Below are 16,741 nucleotides of genomic sequence, written 5' to 3' on the forward strand. Positions count from 1 at the left end.
TTATTTTTAACTGGCCTGTTTTTGTTTTAATAATTCAGTGACACGGACTTTACCGGTAAGAAGATCGTCCATTAAGCCTGATTTTTTGAGTTTTAGCTTCTTTAGGTACGCCAACTCAAAATCATACCTATTACATATTGAAGAATATCGTTCAGAAATCATGAGTTGTTCTTTTTTTGTAGGAAATAATAAAGGCAATTCTCTCTGAGCTAGAATTCCAATATATGCTCTGGTTGATTGAGCAGAAAGGGCGCTTAATATTTTTTGAAAATATGAACCTAAGAACCAGCAACTTAAATATTGAGGGGCTAATTGTTCCGCATCACATCTGTAGTAAGTGACTTGTGGTGTTAGCATAATTTTTTCACAGTCATCTGGCACAATTGCAACTTGGCCTACAGTACCTTTGTGGCTGAGTAATACATCACTTGCTTTGGAAAAACCTATTCGAAGTGATTCATATTGCTTCTCTGAGATTCGGTAGCATTTATCGAAGTTAATTTTATTATTTTGAATATCGTTCGCCATGATAAATGGCACACCATCTTTTACAAAGTCACTCGTTTTAGGATGTATTTCACCATGATTTCCATCTTGAACTTCCATTATGTATTTTTTTGTTATAGCTTCACCAATATTCATACAAGTCCAGTTAACAGGAATCCAGCCCAATTCAGAGGACTTATATAATTCAGGCGCATCTTCATAACCTGGGCGTAGCTCACCGTTTTCATCAACACCACGGGTTAATAGATCATGCAACAAGCCTTGTTTAACTTGTTGTAATTTGGCGATAATGGCTTCAGTTTCGCGGATTTGAGTGTCTAAAGTATCTAGAACTTCATTGATTTTATTTCGTTCTATCGGTGGTGGAACCGGTAAATCTATTTCGGAGAACTCTTTTCCTGAAATTTCCAAAAATGTAGTGCCTGACGCGCGTCTTTCTAGTTCAGCTTTTAGCAGACTGAAAAAATGGTAATAATATTCAGCGTCATTAGGGTCTTTAAATACTATTGATTTAAAACCTTGGTTAGTCGTTATCGGTAACTGATTTATGATTCTAGCGCCAAGCGTTGCTCTTGATGTCACTAAAAGAGAACCTTCCGGTAGTAGGTTTGCACCGCTATTGCTCAAACCAGAATTAGTAATATATTCTGCTGTGGTTTGTATGTATTTGCTCTTATGTTTAGATACTTCCCCAGGTGTCAGCCAAGGTATATTACCTTGCCAAAAAGGTGCTACAGCTCTTGAAGGCGTGCCACCACTTACAACAGTTCCTAGTTCATAAATAGACTTTGTTTCCCAGTCAGAAGGGATGTTATTTAACAATGATTGATAATCAGACATACCCCAACCCCGATAAATAACCATTAAGTGCTTTTGCCGATTTATTTCGAGATGACTCTATCTGCGTCAATGTCACCTGATATTTATCCCACCAATTCTCTACCGTTGCGATTAACTGCTGCCGCTCCGCCGCCAGATAACGTTCTACAATGGTCAACATATCTTGGTAAAGGATATCGAGTATTAACTGTGCGGCTTCAGCAGAGCCAAGCTCGTCGACTTTGGTATTTAACTCACTCTCAAAAGCTTCTGTTTTTGCCTTTAAGTTCTTAACAATTTTGCTACGTTCAGACTTTTGCGCTTTAATTTGCTTTTCAATACGCGCTATTTCTTCGACTGAGAGTACTTCGTTGGTTTCACTGTCAGTGTCATTTTCAGCATCATCTTCATTTTCATCTTGCGGCAATTTAGCGCCAAGGGCTTTTATTGAGCCATCTAGCTCAGTTTTTTGCTGCTGTAAGTTTTGCACTTCAGATAAAAAGCCATCGAGTAAAAAGCGTACGAGTTTGTGCTCTAGTGGATCATATTTGCTTTTACTGTCTTCCATGGCGGTAATAATGCTGGTGCGCCATGCATCAACCACACCTTTGGAGTCACGGGCAATTAAGGTTAAAAAGTCATAGCGCTGTTGATACCAGAACGCCGCTATCATGCCACTCACTTGCGCATCACTTAGCATGCCAATCGGTTTCAAGCTTTCGGTAAAACTGTTGATAAGCTCTTTGCGTAGCGCTGCATACTCTTTGTTTTTAGCAAGGGCTGTAATACTTAATTTGTGGTTATCCCACCAAGTATTAAACGCTGTTCGCATTGCTTGCTCTTGTGTCATTACACTTGGGTTACTGTTTATCGTAGCTTTAATTGTTTGTTTTGAGTCAATCACTGCTACAAATTCTTGGTAACCAGCTTGGCCTGCTTTTGGCGTAAAGATGTCTGTTGTTTTTAAACCTTGTGCGGTAAAAAGAGGTTGCTTACTAGCAATTTCGCTATCTGGAATACCGCCCAGTAAATGCGCTTTAACATCATGGGGTTCTGGTGCTGGTGAATTGTCAGCATAACGGCGGATATTAAGGTTATAACTCTCTTCACTTAGCTTTTTGTTTGTGACTATCGAAGCAAAACCCGGAATATCTTCTTTTAGTTCGCCCGATTCAAAGGCTTCAAAAACCGACGCTACACGCTCGATATGTTCAGGCATCAGATAGTTTTGTGCACGGCCTTCAAAGTATTCTTTATCGGCATTGATAAACAATACCTTGCCTTGCATATGCTTTGGCTTACCGCTGATTTGGTGTGCCCCTTCAGCAACCTGTTGCCTAAAAATCATGATGCAGGCAGGTATACCTGTACCGTAAAATAGATTTGGTGGCAGGCCGATAACCGCTTCAAGTAGGTCGTCTGCAATAATGCCAGCGCGGATGTCTCTCTCTTCACCACCACGGAATAACACACCATGAGGCAGTACGGTAGCTACTCGACCGCCTTCAGCACATACCGCCAGCATATGCTGCACAAACATAAGGTCAGCTTTTTTAGCGCCTAAAGGTACTTGGCCATATTTAAAACGTTCGGGGTGATCAGGCTGATAAATAAATTGGCCATCATCATCTGTTTCTTTGGTGCCAAAGTTAATTGAAAATGGCGGGTTAGTTAGAATGCGATCAAACTGGATCAGTTTGCCATCTGTTGTATGCTGAGGGTGTTCTAGCGTGTCATCGTTCTCTAAGCTGTTACTGGTTAAACCATGTAGCAACATATTCATTTTGGCAATTGACCAAACAGTGCCAGCAGCTTCTTGGCCGTAACAATCTAGGCGAGCGCCATCACCACCTTGTTCATCAATATATTCTTTAGACGCAATAAGCATACCGCCAGAGCCACAGCAAGGATCATAGACTTTATGGTGTTGCTCTGGTTTCATTAATCGAACCATCAAACGTACAACGGAACGAGGGGTGTAGAACTCACCGCCTTTTTTACCGGCAGAATCAGCAAAGTCGCCGATTAAATACTCATAGGCCGCACCAAGTAAGTCAGGGAACTCAAAGTCATCATTGCGTAGCCTGTGCTTATTGAAGTGTGTGATCAGCTCACGTAATTTACGATCTGGCATCGAGCTTTTACCAATTTTACGATTAAAGTCGATGTACTCTAGAACATCTTGCAGAGAGCTATTGCCTTGCTCTAAGCCACCAAGCGCTTCATTTAAAAAGTTACCAACATTTTTATGTGCTTCGTTAACAAGGTAACTCCAGCGAGAAGTTGGTGGCACGTAGAATGAGCTTTTATACCACAGCTTGGTTTCTGCAATTTTCTCGGCTTCTGCTTGGCTTTTACCTTTTTCTTTTTGGGCTTTTATGACTTCTTCACGTCGCTCTTCAAAAATATCTGAGCAGCGCTTAAGAAACAGCATGCCAAAAATGTATTCTTTAAATTCTGATGCATCCATCTTGCCGCGCAATATGTCAGCAGCGTTGAATAGATGTCTTTCTAGTTGTGTTAAGGTTAATGGCATAAGTTTACTTCTTAAAATGTGATTCTATGTATTCTAACAGTTCATAACCGTAAAGAGTTTTAGACGCGGTTCCTTGCCTAATAATAAACTCAGTTGGTTTGCTTTGAATTTTCCCATCACTATTTTTGGTAGGGATTAAAACTGGCTTTGTAGCTGGTTGGCAATCAATTACGATAATAGTTTTTTCATCAACTTCAACGGCAGAGTATTCAACCCACTTATTATTACTTTCGCCAATCAAATTTGCTACAAGTTCAGCAAGGCGCTTAATATAGCCTTCCGCTTTAACTTCTTTGATATGCTGCATTTCCATTTCAATACCGCAGACCTGGCTATCATCAGTCACACCAATCAATAGTGTGCCTCCATCTGTGTTTAAAAAGGTTGCTATATTTTTAATGATTTTATATTGCTCTGCTTTACAATTTTTCTTGTATTCTTTGTCGCCCTTACTGAACTCTTGACCTAAATCATCGGCATTGGCGAAAAAAGTTTGTTTGAATTCAATTCGCTGCGTTTCGTTTATTTTAATGAGTTGCTTAACTCTGCTAACTTCATCCAATGAAGAGAGTTCATATACAAAGTCATCCGTTCTCGATTCAACTTCCTGATATAGCGATGGCTTAGTAAGTAGATCTCTTTTGTAGCCAGCTAGCTGCTCTCTAGCAACATCAAGTTTTTTAGCCAAGATGAGAATCTTCTCTTGTTCCTCTTGTGATGGAAGATAAATTGTTAAGCTTTCAATATCTTGCTTTGTTAACCTATATGAATAGCTACCACTAGGGAGGTTTAGTAACGTTAACTTTCCTAACTCAGATTCAAAAAATAGCTCTACATATATGCTTGAAACGATAGTGTCGTCAAACTCTATTTCGAAATAATCATGTCTTCGCTTTGCATCTATCTCATGGTGCTTGAAATAGTCTTTTTTACCCAGGATGAGCCTTCTAATTACTATTGAATTATCTTTAGGTGTATTATTCGGTGTGCTAATAGAGCGAACTATACAGTTAGGGTGTTCTTGAGAAAATCCATATTCTTCAAAAGATTGGTGGTGCTTGTTAAGTTCATTTATTTTTTTTAAAACAGGAGAATTATCTACGTATCTTTTGGTCGTTAAGTCATAGTTTTTTTTGCGAATATCATCTAGAACGACTAATTTTGCGTAACAGCCTAGGTCTTTAAACTCATCATAGGCATGGATTATCTTAGATAAGTCTTCTTCTCTTAACCGGTTTATATTTTTGTCTTTTAAAAAGTCATGACTTGCATCGATAAAAATCGTTTTGTTTCTTTTAGCGGCTTCTTTATTTTTATTGAAAATAAGTACCGCAGCAGGAATACCAGTACCGTAAAATAAATTTGCTGGTAGAGAAATTACTGCTTCAAGTAAGTCATCGTTAACAATACTTTTTCTGATATTTAGCTCTTCTCCGCCTCGAAACAATGCACCTAGAGAAGTTATAGTCGCGACTTTTCCTTCATCAGAACATGCATCAATCATGTGCTGAATGAACACTAAGTCAGCTATTCGAGGGCCCGATGAAGTTTGATCATATTTCATTGAAAAGGGCGGATTAGAAAGAATACGATCAAACTTTATAACTTCACCATTGCACACTGCACGTTGTGAATGGTATAGAGAATCTTTCTGCTCTAACGTACAGTTACTTAAGCCATGTAGTAACATATTCATTCTGGCTAATGACCAAGTTGTTCTATTAATGTCTTGCCCGTAGCAAGCAAGTGCGCGTCCATCGCCACCATGCAGATCTATGTACTCTTTGGATGCGATAAACATGCCGCCAGAACCACAGCAAGGATCGTAAACCTTATGAGTTTCATTTGGTTTTATTATCCCCGCCATTAATTTTGTTACAGGTCTTGGTGTGAAAAATTCACCTCCTTTCTTGCCCGCAGTTTCTGCAAAGACACTAATTAGATATTCATAGGATTTGTGCAATAGTTCTTGAGCTTCTTTGTTACGATCAGATAAATCTAGTGCAGTAAAATGGTTAATAAGTTCTCGTAAACTGGAGTCATTCTTCGAACCTCCGTAAATTTTACGGTTGAAGTCGATAGAGCTAAAAATACCTTTTAGTGAGCAATTACATTTTTCTAATCCACCAAGCGCTTCATTTAGGTAGTTGCCAATATTTTTATGAGCTTGATTGACAAGATAGTTCCAGCGAGAGGTCGGTGGCACAAAAAATAAGCTTCTGTACGACATCTCGTTTTCTGCGATTTCCTCTGCTTCTTTTTGGCTGGTGCCATTTAACAATTGTTCTTTTATGATTTCTTCTTGACGTGCTTGAAATGTATCGTTGCAGCGCTTTAAAAATAACATGGCGAAGATGTATTCTTTGACTTCGTAGGCGTTATTACTGCCACGTATTAGACCTGTAGCTTTTAAGAGATAATCTTGCAATTCAGATTGAGTTATTTTCACCTGTTAGCCTTCAAAAAATTCTTCGTCTATTTTCTTCAGGTGTAACACCTGTTCGTCACGGCTACCGATGTTATATCGCAGCATTAGCTTCGCTAATTCAGTGCCATTAATAAGCACAATGCGAGTACCTAAGTTTTGCGCAGTCTCGATGGCTGATGCAGTGAAGTCGGAGGTGGTTATAAAAATTCCTTTCTGTGCTTTTTTGAGGTTCAAAGCACCAAAGAAATCTCGGATGTCTCCAGCACTTACGTTATTGCCTTCGGCATAACGCTTGGCTTGGATATAGATTTGATCAACACCAAGTGGATCTTGGTCTATTACGCCGTCTACACCATTGTCGCCAGTCTTTCCTAATGCATGGGCAGCACCTTCACCTGTACCGCCATAGCCCATAGCAACGAGAAGCTCTATCAGTAAATCTTCAAAAAAGGCAGGCGTGACTTTACGGGTTCTATCGAGAATATCTTGCGCTAATGCATCGTTAATCTTTTTGTAAGCAGCTCTTAGCGCTTCATCCGGGGTGATGTCTTTGTCTGACTCTACGTCAACGCTAGGCGTATCAGATTCATTTGTCTTTTGCTTAAATGCTACAAATTCGTCAAATTGCTTTAGATAGTCATTGTCAATTTTAACACTGGGATCTTGCAAAGCAGATATACCACGAGCGGTGATCACAAAATGTGCTCGTCGTGTGGTTTCAAGCAAGCCTGCTTTGGTTAGGTAAGTCCTAGCCCAACCAACACGGTTATCAAGAATAGATTGTCTGCCGCTTGGCAGTGTCTCTTCACGTTCAGCTTCAGTTAGACAGAACTTATCAGCTAACTGATTTATCACATCGCGTAATCTAACTTCTTTGCCATCAGCTTGATGAGCAATTTCGAGAAAGGGGCGCATGAATTCTTGATAACTAGGGATCATATAACATCCTTATTTATTCTTTTGGTTGAGGACTCTTTTGTTCTTCAATCCACTTTTCCAAATCTACGCGCTTAAAGCGCCAACTACCACCCACTTTAAAACCAGGCAATTTGCCTTCACTTGCAAGACGATATGCCGTCTTTTCATTTAGCTTTAAGTAGGTTGCGACCTCTTGAATGGTCAAAATATCATCGGCCATGTTTAATCTCTGTATATGAACAAATTGATAGTATGAGAAAATTGAGGAATTAGCAATTGATCGCAAGCGATCTTGATTGTCTTTTTGCTGGTTTTATGAGCGATTAAAAGTCTTTTTAAAAAAGTTTTCGGCCAATTTTGCATAGGCCTTAAAAGTAGGGTCTTATCTTTCGTTGAAATACTTAATTATGAGGAGTCAATAGAACATTAATATTATTATCAGGTATAGTGCAATGAACTTAAAAAGTTTATATTGTTTTTGTAAGGAGACAATCAAAGCTGCTTGTTATTAATAGTGACAGTCCCCTCGCTAATTACACTTATTAAATTTTTAGGGTTCTCAAGCAACATAGGCTGTTTCTGCTGAGTGTATTTATTAGTAAAGTCATAACCCTGCAACCTCTGTTAAAAAAGGAGTATTTATGAGATCAATTCGCAAGGTACTTGCATCTGCCCTTAGTGAAAGTTCTGCTGAAGCATTCAAGCTCACTGGTAAGTCAATCAACGACCTCCCAGAATATTTCCTTAGCGTAAAAGTCGCTGAGAAAGTACATGATCATTTTAAGATTTTCACATTTTCAATGGAGACAACAGTTGGGGAGCTTATTGACGAAGTTGATTTGGAAGTAGAGGATTCAAGTTACAACTCTAGACTTTTAGGCAAAGGTAAAGTGGACATGGTGATCCGCTCTAAAAAAAGTAAAAAGGTTAGACATCTTGTTGAGTTCAAACGTCACATCGGTTTAAAAGGGCTTATAGCTGATGCTCTGAGACTTTCTGCTGTTTGCATTTTTTCTCCGCCGGGCCACCGCACGGAAACGAACTACCTAGTGGCTGTAACTCACAGAAGTGAACACTTACTGGACAAACGCAGAGATGAGCTGCAAGCAGTTGTGGATGAACAAATGGAAGAGCTTGGTTACGAAGCAGGTATCGTAAAAGTAACGTTTGAGAAGGCGATGTTTGTGGATGAAGACAATAAGCCGCTCACCAGCACCAAGAGGAGCCGAACAGGTTCCGAACTACAGGGTGGTGTGTGGGAGTTTAAGTACGTTGGAAAGTAAAGTTTAAGCAAGGTGACATTGGTGGCAAGAGAGTGGGTTCCATTTTTGAAAGAAGAAATAGACGAACTATATCAGCTTGTCGTAGAGCGCTTTGATAGTACATTCCCTGATGAACTGATTTACCGACTCATCGATATCGTTGAAAGTGCCACCATGGTTGAGATTGACTTTGGAGAGTTGCTGTATTGTCTTGAAGGGTGTGTAGCAGGGTACAAGGTTCTAGAGAGTAAAGAAGCGTTAAATGAGTACCTAACTCAAAACCCTGGCGTAATTTCATCAATGCTGGCAAATAAAACATATAGTTTACAAGACCCACAATGCTCCATGGAAGACTTTGTTCAGTGGGCTGAAGACACTAAGGCATTAGTTGTACAAGAAGGGGTCTTGGTTTTATCTTGCTCTTTTACTGAAGGTGAAGGCAGTGAGTTTTACTTGGTTTCAATTGAGGAACGCTAAATGAAACCAAGTAAAGCTCAATTAAGTTGCTAAAAGATGGTAGATAAAGCCCTCTTCATCTTAAATGAGTGTCTATCATTTCAGGTGTCATAACCTCTCGATTAGAGAGTGCGCCGTAAAGCCGCTCCTACCCAGTTTTATTTATTACTTAATGCACAGTAATTGGCAGGTCATTGACCACCAATGACTGGCCATTTTTCTGGGCCCGAAGAAAGCTGGATATCAGCACGTCGTTCGACAAAGTGCTGATGTCGTTGACCTCTTCAACCATGCAGAAGGTGATGGATTCCCAGCCGAGGTTTTTAATAAAACTCTTCAGCTTACTGATGTTATTTTGATAATTTTCATCGGTTGTTAGTAGGCCGATGGAGTGTTTGTTGCCGGGTTTGTACTTGCCCTGTTCGGTAACAGAGCATTTGGCGTAGCCGCTTAAAACATACACTGTGTTTGCGCTTTTATTCATACTGTTGACATCGCTAAGTTACATTCCGATTTTCTTTCAGATGCATTTTTCAAACCAAGCTTGCATATGTTTTATGTTATTTGTTAGGTATTGAAAATATTGAAAAAATCATGCTTCTTCGAGCTTGGTGGCTATCTTTCTGGGGTGTCAATTTTTTGTTTCTTCAGTTGCTATGTAACTTTTTTGGCGCTGGCTTTATTACTTTGACTGCCTTGTGGCTCACTTTAATTGTCTGCGCTTTGGCGCATGTGGCTCATTTCATTCAAGGGAAGTACATTGAGCGCTCAATGTTACTCACTTAGGCTTATCGCATAGCGCTTGTTGCTGGTACGATGAGTTGTTACTCTCAAAGTCTATAACCAAAATTAAAGGCAACATCATGCAGGAATTTTTCGACAAGTTTGCAATTACCACCAAAATTAACGTGGTGTGGGGCGAAATGGATGCCTTAGGGCACGTCAATAATGTCTCGTACTTTCGTTATTTTGAAACCGCGCGAATCGATTTTTTAACCCAAACAGGGTTACTTTCTGTTTTATCAGAGCCCACGCATAGCCCAGTGTTGCGCGATACTTATGCGCAGTACAAACGCCCGGTGACGTTTCCAGATACCTTACATATTGGCTCGTACATTACCGATATTAAAGAAGACCGTTTTACTATGCGCTATGAGGCATATAGTGAGTCGCAGCAAGCGATTTGCACAACGGGGTATGCCAACGTGGTGATGTTTAATATGAAAACAGGGCAAAAGGCCCCGATCCCAGAAAACATGCTAGCCATTTTGAAACAATACGAGCTGGATGATAACCAGTAGTAATTTGAGTCTGGCTGTGGCAAGCGGTTGCGATATAAAGTCGCTGCTACAGGCTGGCTTATATTACTGAGCGCACAGGCAACCAGGTGTGCGCTTTATTTTTTCTAGCGCATTTGCTCGAGTGTGCGGGCGCTTTACGATATGCTTTTACTATCATTAAGTGAGTAAAGTAAGTCATGTCGACAGTAACCGCAAAGCACAACATAAAAGCGATAGTGACCGCGATTAAAGCAGAAGAGCAAGCGCTTAGGGCACGTTACCCTATATTAGATTGGCAAAATGGCATTGCCATGGTGATCTTGCTGGTGTCGTTTGGCGCATTGATTGGTGTGGCTGCGCTGTACTATTTTGCGCTTATTCCGGCTTGGTTATGTATTATTTTAGCGGCTTTGATCACTTCCGTTTCTCATGAACTTGAGCACGACCTTATCCATAAACAGTATTTCAGTCATCGGCCATTTATCCATAATGTTATGATGCTGGTGGTGTGGTTAATGCGGCCAAATACGGTGAACCCTTGGTATCGCAGGAAAATACACCTGCACCACCATAAAGTCTCTGGAACCGAGCAAGATTTAGAAGAGCGCTTAGTGGGTAATGGCATTAAGTCGCCTTGGTTACGGGGGCTGGTCATTGTTGATGGGCTGCTCGGCTTATTAATAAACGCGAAGCGTTTTAGTCAAGAAATTCGTGGCTTTCGCTTTTTACAGGTCTTTAATGCTGGTTTTCCAATCACCACGGCGTATTTTGCCATCTTGTATGGCGTGATTGCTTATCATGCACTGCAGTGGCTGCACCCTTTTGCTGTGCCACAGTGGGGAGCCGAATTACTGGCGCTGGCTGAGTTTTTAATGGTGGTGCTGATTGTGCCCAATATGATTCGTTCAACCTCTTTGAACCTGATCACCTCTTCAATGCATTATTACGGTGGTGTGAGTAATGTGTTAGAGCAAACGCATGTGCTTACTAGCCGCTGGTTTTTGCCCTTTCAGCTGTTTTGTTTTGATTTTGGTCGTACTCACACCATTCATCATTTTGTGCCTAATCAACCCTTTTATATTCGCCAGTGGATCAGTAAAAAAATACACCCGATTATGGCCGAGCATGGCGTGCGTTTTAATGACCTTGAAAGCATCAGGCATGCGAATAAGTACCCAGCTGCAACGCCTGTTGAGCAAACTGACAAGGTGGCCTTGGTAAAAGAGTAGGGCTGAGGGAGCGTAAGGCTCCCAAGGCAAGCGCCTTGGGAGTTGCATTGGTTTACTTTGCGAGAGCTTGTTCGATGGGCTGCTCGCCGTTAAAAAGCTCAAAGGTGAGGTTTTCTGGATGTTGCTCAGCTAAATACACCAGTGCCTCAGCGACGTTTTCACGGTTAATTACTGCCTGCTCTCTTTGCTCTGGCCAGGTTGTGGTATAGCCACCGGTAGCCGGCTCATTTTGCAAGCTGCCAGGGCGTACTAGGGTATAGTTTAAAATACTCTGTTGCAGGTGTTGGTCGGCCATGTGTTTGGCCACCAAGTAGGGCTTGATGTCGCCCTCTATTTGATCTGGGTTGTCGGCGCCAATGGAGCTGACCATAATAAAGTGTTTTACACCGGCTTTTACGGCGTAATCAATGGCTTTAACCGCAGCCCATAAATCAATCAATAAGGTTTTATCTGGGCCTGTGCTGGCGCTAGAGCCGGCGCTAAAAATCACTTGCTCAACGTTATCAAAAGCGGCGCTAAAATCGCCCTCTAAGTCTTGTTCAACAATGCGGAGCTGTTCTGAGTTGATATCGGCAAGCTTAGTTTTGTCGCGTACCAATGCCACCACATCGTGCCCCTTTTTAAGCATTTTTTCGGTGGTCATTTTACCGATTTGACCGCTAGCACCAATAATTAAGGTCTTCATAATCGCACTCCTTTTTCGCTTTGTTCGCTTACATTAAGACCTTGGGATGGCCTCTGAGATTTAAACCCCCGGTGAGTTTTTTTATTAAAACAAGGCGGTCATGTTGCGGATTGAGTAGAGCAGGTGTGTGGCTTTTTATTGTTTAGAGAAACGTGAAGAAAAGCTGTTGCATACATGAGTAAACAACAGCTTAAATAGGTTATTTGGCTTTTTCACTTTTCGCAGGCTGACCATATTTGGGTGAACGTGGGCCGTGAAGTAAGCCGTTATACGCTTCTGATGAGAGCAGTCGGTTGGCCGTAATGGCAGCAATATCAAAGCCTTTATCGGAAACGCTTTCCAGCACTTGCGTTAGGGCTGCTTCAACGAGCATACCAAGCAATCCACTATCACTATTATCTTGGGTTTCAGCAGATGAAGCTGTGGCTTTACCTTGCCATAGCACTGTGCCAGACCTAAGATCAACGAGTGTAGCGGAGGCGGTGACTCTGGTTTCGCTCGAAATCACCACATAGCTGGTGCCATATTCTTCGATGGTGATATAAAGCGCGGCATCAGCAGCAAATATTTCATGCAGCTTAGCCACTGGTACGGCATGGGTATCGCTAGCCACCGTAAGACCATTGTTTTTAAAGGTTTGTGCCACTACCGCTGCTGGGAATACGTAGTAGCCTGATTCCGCAATAGGGCGGTATATTTGTGACATTAAACTATAAGGAGCAATTACTTCTGGGGTGTTATTAATCGGAGGCAAAACCAGAATAGAATGCGGATCTGCAGCCCGAAACTCAGAGTAATCTTGGCCTTCTGGCGTACTAACACAACCGGCAGCCAATAATAGTACCGCGAGCAGGAGAGTTAACAGTATTTGGCGCATATTACACTCCGGCAGACTTTAATAAAAACGTGAGGTAGTGTTTGGACTCGGGAAATAATGCCATTTCTGTTTCAAAATGTTGTTTACCCAAGGTGGCATTACCGGTTTCAAAATAAAGCATCCCTAAATGAGCATGCACCCCCGGCGCTACGTGTTTGTTGTTTGCTGCAGCGGTTTCAATGAGCTCTTGCAACACCCCAATTTGCTCTTTGAGGGTGACATCTTCTGCTTTAAAGTAACTATACACTGCGGTGTTATATTGACCATGATAGTAAAGCGGGGCTGTGGTTTCACAGCCAGCTAAAACCATAATGGCTAACAGGACCAAAGGGGACTTTTTCATGCTTACCCTTAGTTTGTCCACGCGCCAGTCTCAAGACCGTTCACTAATTTATTTACTACCTCTCTTATAGCTAAATCGAGCACTTTACCATTGAGAGTTGAGTCATAACTTGCTGTGCTGCCAAAACCGATCACTTCACGTTCAGACAGGCTATATTCGCCAGCACCTTGAACGGAGTAAACCACCTCTGAGGTACTGACATCCACCACATTCAGGGTGACTTTGGCATAAGCTATTTGCGACTTGCCTTTGCCCAAAATGCCAAATAGCTGTTTGTCGCCAATGGCTTTACGACCAAACTCGGTAACATCACCAGTAACAACATACTTAGCACCGGCAATACTTTGTGTGGTACCAGCGTGTTGTGCTTCTTGTGCCAGTAGCTCTAGGTTGGCTCTATCTAATATTCGAAAGCGGTTAGTTTGCTGCAAGTGACTCATCAAGGTGGTTTTGGCTTGGTTGCCAAGCTTGTCTTCACCGCTTGAAAAAATACCATTTTGGAAGCTTGAACGGTTGACAAAGTTACCCACCACAAGCTTACTTTTCTCTCCTGTATATTGGGTGTTGTAACTTGCCACTTTCGGTGTTTCTATCACTTGTGAAGAGGTGGTGGCACACGCGCTTAAAAAAGCACAAGTGCCTAATGCCAAAGCCATGGTTTTAATTTGATGAGGTATTTGTTTATTCACAGGGGATCCCTACTAATAATGACTAGTTATCTTCCATTACAACAGAGGAAGTGATGAGTTAAATGTACTGTAACTATTGTTCATGGTACTGCGCGCCTGAGCAAGTAAAAAAGCGCAAAAAATATTTATAAAATGTAATGGTATTTATTTGTTTGGTGCTTTGTAGCAACCAATATCAGCAAGGGGAGGTAGAGTACTCGTTTAATTTTACAGTGGCGTTGTTTGCTAAAAGCTAGCCCCAATGCCATTTGCTACAGGTAGCGTCATTGAGGCCAGAAGAAGCTAGGCTGGATTTATTCTTCGTCAGCCTCGTCATCAGCGCCAAGGTTGCTTTGTCTTACCGCTGGTTTAGCTAAAATTTCAACATAGAAACTGGTGCGTTCTTCTTGCTGGGTTTTATCAATCAATTTATTAAGCTGCGATACGTGCACCGGTTCGGCTTCGGCTTCTGTGTTGCCAAACTTGCAATCAAAGTCCCAGTAATCAGCGCCAGCTGGTAAGGTTTTATTGCGCTCACGCTTTAAGTACTTTTTAAGCTCATGCTTAACGGCGTCAACACGTCTTGCGAGTTTAATTTTAGGGTGAGTAAGTTCAAATGTTTTTTTCATAGTTGCCTTCAAGCAAGAAATACTCAATGGCGAAATTGCCAGAGTAAAAATGGATATGTACTAAGCCTAATGGTGATGTGACATAAATACAAAAAGGGAATGACTTATTTTACGTGATATTTCAATTGTTGGCGAGCAAGGCGTGTATTGCTGAGCGAATAAGAAGCCGCAACTGCGCGACTTCTCTTCTGTGCTGTTATTGCTGCTCGCGTTTAAGTAACTCATCGAGCTTGGCTTCGACTCGAGCAATGTCTTGCCGAGTAACAAACACTTGGTCGGGTTTGCCCTCTTCCTCATGCATGGTTTGCATGGCATCGACAATAATACCAATAAATAAGTTAAGCACCGCAAAGCTGGTGATAATAATAAATGGCACAAAAAATAGCCACGAGTGCGGGAACAGCTCCATGGTCGGGCGCACAATGCCCATTGACCAGCTCTCTAAGGTCATTACCTGAAAGAGGGTGTAAGCAGAGGCACTGATGCTGCCAAACCACTCTTGCATGTTGGGGTCGGGGTGTTGGCCAAACAGCTTAGTGGTGAGTACCGCCGAAACATAGAACACGATCCCCAGCACCCCAACTACCGAGGCCATGCCTGGTAGCGAGTGGCCAAGAGCACCAATGACTCTGCGCATTTGTGGCACCACAGAGAATAGCCGTAACACCCGTAAAATCCGAAAGGCACGTAGTACCGAAAGTGCACCGCTCGACGGCGCCCACGAAATGGCAACAATAATAAAGTCGAAGCAATTCCAACCCGACTTAAAGAACCTGAATCGATAGACAATCAGTTTTAATAACAGTTCTAGGCTAAAAATAACCAATACCACGAGGTCGATTTTATGCAATATAGAGGCATTGTCTTTACCAAACTGGGTGGTTTCTAAGCCTAAGGTTATCGCATTAAATAAAATCACAGCGATTAAAAAGTTTTGAAAAAACTGCGCTTCAACCAGTGCAGTTAACTTTGACATAAAGGTGTTAGAGGATGTCATAACTCGAAAATGAAAAACGCAAAGGTAAGCCATAATGTGGGGCAACTGCGTATTTTTCAAGAGTTATTTTGGCTGCGGTGATGAACAACCGCGAGGTGGTTACACAACTAGAAGCCGTTTGCCGTAAAGCGACTCAACTGAGTCGTTTTACGGTATGGCGGAATAAGATTTAAGTCATTATCTGTGGCGTAACAGCGCTGCGCTAGTTCAGGTTTTGCCCAACCTTGGCGGTGCTTGATAGTTGACGCTCTAAACGTTCTACTTTTTCGGTTAAGGCGTTTTGCGTCATTTCTAGCTGCGCCATGCTACTGCCTATCTCAACTTGTTGTGCACTGCGCTCCTGCGATTGTGCTTTAAGCTTGTCTAGGTCTTCGTTTAAAGAGGCCAGCTGGCTTTTTAGAGTTTGAGCGGTTTCTACTTGCTCTTGCATTAACGACATTTTTAAAGTGATTTCATTCTGCGCCTGCGACAGGGTTTGCACGGTGGCAGCGACATCCGATTGCGTGTCGCCTTGCTGTTGTTGGGTGCTGGCAATATTGTTGGTTTGCTTTTGTAACTCTTTAATTTCAGACTGGTTACGACGCCATGCCGAGGCCCATAGTTTATCCATCTGGCTCCACAGTTCATCGGTTTTCTCGGTTAATTCAGAGAGCTTAGCTCGCATAGCTCCTGCCGATTCACCCATTTCTTCGCCGGTGGCAGAAAGGGTGCGCTCAAGCTCAGCAATTCGCTGTTCAGAGGCGAACAGTTGTGCTTTAGTCGCTTGATTTTGTTGGTACAAACCATAACTGCCCGCAGCAAGGGCAATGATGGCAACCGCCCCCAACCAAGTGGTGATCCCGGTTGATTTGGCCGGTGCTGTTTTTGTGGTGCTGTCGGGTTGTGCTGCCGACGCTTTATTATTCGCTGCGCCAGTAGACTGCTTGTAGGCTTCAACCTGATCGATATCGGGCATAATACTAGGCAGTTCAGGCTCTATTCTCTTGCTCAACGCGGTTACCTTTTGTTTGGGTTAAGAACATGGCTACAAGCTTACTGCAAAAAGGGCAAGGATGGAATCGGCCCGCGGCGATATACTAGATACCAGGCCACCCAAGGTGAACTTTT

The 16,741-nt window shown here is 42.1% G+C and carries 17 protein-coding genes; 4 read left to right on the top strand and 13 right to left on the bottom strand.

Translation table 11 applies throughout. From position 1 onward, the window contains the following. Window positions 1–6 precede the first annotated feature (6 nt). Genes ACNKW2_RS04240 through mads1 form a run of 5 tightly spaced genes read right to left on the bottom strand, consistent with a single transcriptional unit; the run spans window position 7 to window position 7,428 of the window. Complete coding sequence (locus tag ACNKW2_RS04240; protein ID WP_419147418.1) at window positions 7–1,347, bottom strand: restriction endonuclease subunit S; 1,341 nt, start codon at window positions 1,345–1,347, stop codon at window positions 7–9. Continuing rightward, the gene (locus tag ACNKW2_RS04245; protein ID WP_419147419.1) at window positions 1,340–3,862 is read right to left on the bottom strand and encodes a type I restriction-modification system subunit M; all 2,523 of its coding nucleotides are present in this window, start codon (window positions 3,860–3,862) and stop codon (window positions 1,340–1,342) included. Before ACNKW2_RS04245 ends, ACNKW2_RS04240 begins: the two co-directional genes overlap by 8 nt. 4 nt (window positions 3,863–3,866) lie before the next feature. Next, complete coding sequence (locus ACNKW2_RS04250) at window positions 3,867–6,311, bottom strand: N-6 DNA methylase (RefSeq protein WP_419147420.1); 2,445 nt, start codon at window positions 6,309–6,311, stop codon at window positions 3,867–3,869. A 3-nt stretch (window positions 6,312–6,314) separates the two neighbouring features. Further along, on the bottom strand, window positions 6,315–7,229 hold the full coding sequence (locus ACNKW2_RS04255) for a restriction endonuclease (protein WP_419147421.1): 915 nt from the start codon (window positions 7,227–7,229) through the stop codon (window positions 6,315–6,317). A 13-nt stretch (window positions 7,230–7,242) separates the two neighbouring features. Then, window positions 7,243–7,428: a methylation-associated defense system helix-turn-helix domain-containing protein MAD1 gene (gene mads1, locus ACNKW2_RS04260; protein WP_062570374.1), complete on the bottom strand. Its 186-nt coding sequence runs from the start codon at window positions 7,426–7,428 to the stop codon at window positions 7,243–7,245. A 421-nt stretch (window positions 7,429–7,849) separates the two neighbouring features. Between mads1 and ACNKW2_RS04265 the strand changes: the two genes are divergently transcribed. Next, window positions 7,850–8,491: a hypothetical protein gene (locus ACNKW2_RS04265; protein WP_419147422.1), complete on the top strand. Its 642-nt coding sequence runs from the start codon at window positions 7,850–7,852 to the stop codon at window positions 8,489–8,491. 21 nt (window positions 8,492–8,512) lie between these two features. After that, window positions 8,513–8,947 (top strand): hypothetical protein, encoded by a 435-nt coding sequence (locus tag ACNKW2_RS04270; protein WP_419147423.1) that lies wholly within the window; start codon window positions 8,513–8,515, stop codon window positions 8,945–8,947. A 148-nt stretch (window positions 8,948–9,095) separates the two neighbouring features. Here ACNKW2_RS04270 and ACNKW2_RS04275 read toward each other — a convergent pair whose 3' ends face one another. Beyond that, window positions 9,096–9,410, bottom strand: a complete 315-nt coding sequence (locus tag ACNKW2_RS04275) for a hypothetical protein (protein WP_419147424.1) — start codon at window positions 9,408–9,410, stop codon at window positions 9,096–9,098. A gap of 379 nt (window positions 9,411–9,789) precedes the next feature. Between ACNKW2_RS04275 and ACNKW2_RS04280 the strand changes: the two genes are divergently transcribed. Then, window positions 9,790–10,227: an acyl-CoA thioesterase gene (locus ACNKW2_RS04280; RefSeq protein WP_419147425.1), complete on the top strand. Its 438-nt coding sequence runs from the start codon at window positions 9,790–9,792 to the stop codon at window positions 10,225–10,227. A gap of 176 nt (window positions 10,228–10,403) precedes the next feature. Then, window positions 10,404–11,435 (top strand): fatty acid desaturase, encoded by a 1,032-nt coding sequence (locus ACNKW2_RS04285; protein ID WP_419147426.1) that lies wholly within the window; start codon window positions 10,404–10,406, stop codon window positions 11,433–11,435. 52 nt (window positions 11,436–11,487) lie between these two features. Here ACNKW2_RS04285 and ACNKW2_RS04290 read toward each other — a convergent pair whose 3' ends face one another. From ACNKW2_RS04290 to ACNKW2_RS04320, 7 genes are all read right to left on the bottom strand, one after another. Next, window positions 11,488–12,123, bottom strand: a complete 636-nt coding sequence (locus ACNKW2_RS04290) for an SDR family oxidoreductase (protein ID WP_419147504.1) — start codon at window positions 12,121–12,123, stop codon at window positions 11,488–11,490. A gap of 196 nt (window positions 12,124–12,319) precedes the next feature. Next, window positions 12,320–12,997 (bottom strand): DUF799 domain-containing protein, encoded by a 678-nt coding sequence (locus ACNKW2_RS04295; RefSeq protein WP_419147427.1) that lies wholly within the window; start codon window positions 12,995–12,997, stop codon window positions 12,320–12,322. 1 nt (window position 12,998) lies between these two features. Further along, window positions 12,999–13,340, bottom strand: a complete 342-nt coding sequence (locus ACNKW2_RS04300; RefSeq protein WP_419147428.1) for a DUF4810 domain-containing protein — start codon at window positions 13,338–13,340, stop codon at window positions 12,999–13,001. Window positions 13,341–13,348: 8 nt separating this feature from the next. After that, window positions 13,349–13,996 carry a CsgG/HfaB family protein gene (locus tag ACNKW2_RS04305; RefSeq protein WP_419147505.1) on the bottom strand — a complete coding sequence of 216 codons (648 nt, stop codon included), beginning with the start codon at window positions 13,994–13,996 and terminating at the stop codon, window positions 13,349–13,351. A 326-nt stretch (window positions 13,997–14,322) separates the two neighbouring features. Beyond that, window positions 14,323–14,637, bottom strand: coding sequence for a DUF6172 family protein (locus tag ACNKW2_RS04310; protein ID WP_419147429.1), 315 nt, complete (start codon window positions 14,635–14,637; stop codon window positions 14,323–14,325). A gap of 196 nt (window positions 14,638–14,833) precedes the next feature. Next, window positions 14,834–15,613, bottom strand: a complete 780-nt coding sequence (locus ACNKW2_RS04315; RefSeq protein WP_419147430.1) for an ion transporter — start codon at window positions 15,611–15,613, stop codon at window positions 14,834–14,836. Between the two features lie 223 nt (window positions 15,614–15,836). Next, on the bottom strand, window positions 15,837–16,625 hold the full coding sequence (locus ACNKW2_RS04320) for a hypothetical protein (RefSeq protein WP_419147431.1): 789 nt from the start codon (window positions 16,623–16,625) through the stop codon (window positions 15,837–15,839). Window positions 16,626–16,741: the final 116 nt, after the last annotated feature.

Source organism: Pseudoalteromonas 'SMAR' (genome assembly GCF_048515945.1).
Lineage (GTDB): Bacteria > Pseudomonadota > Gammaproteobacteria > Enterobacterales > Alteromonadaceae > Pseudoalteromonas.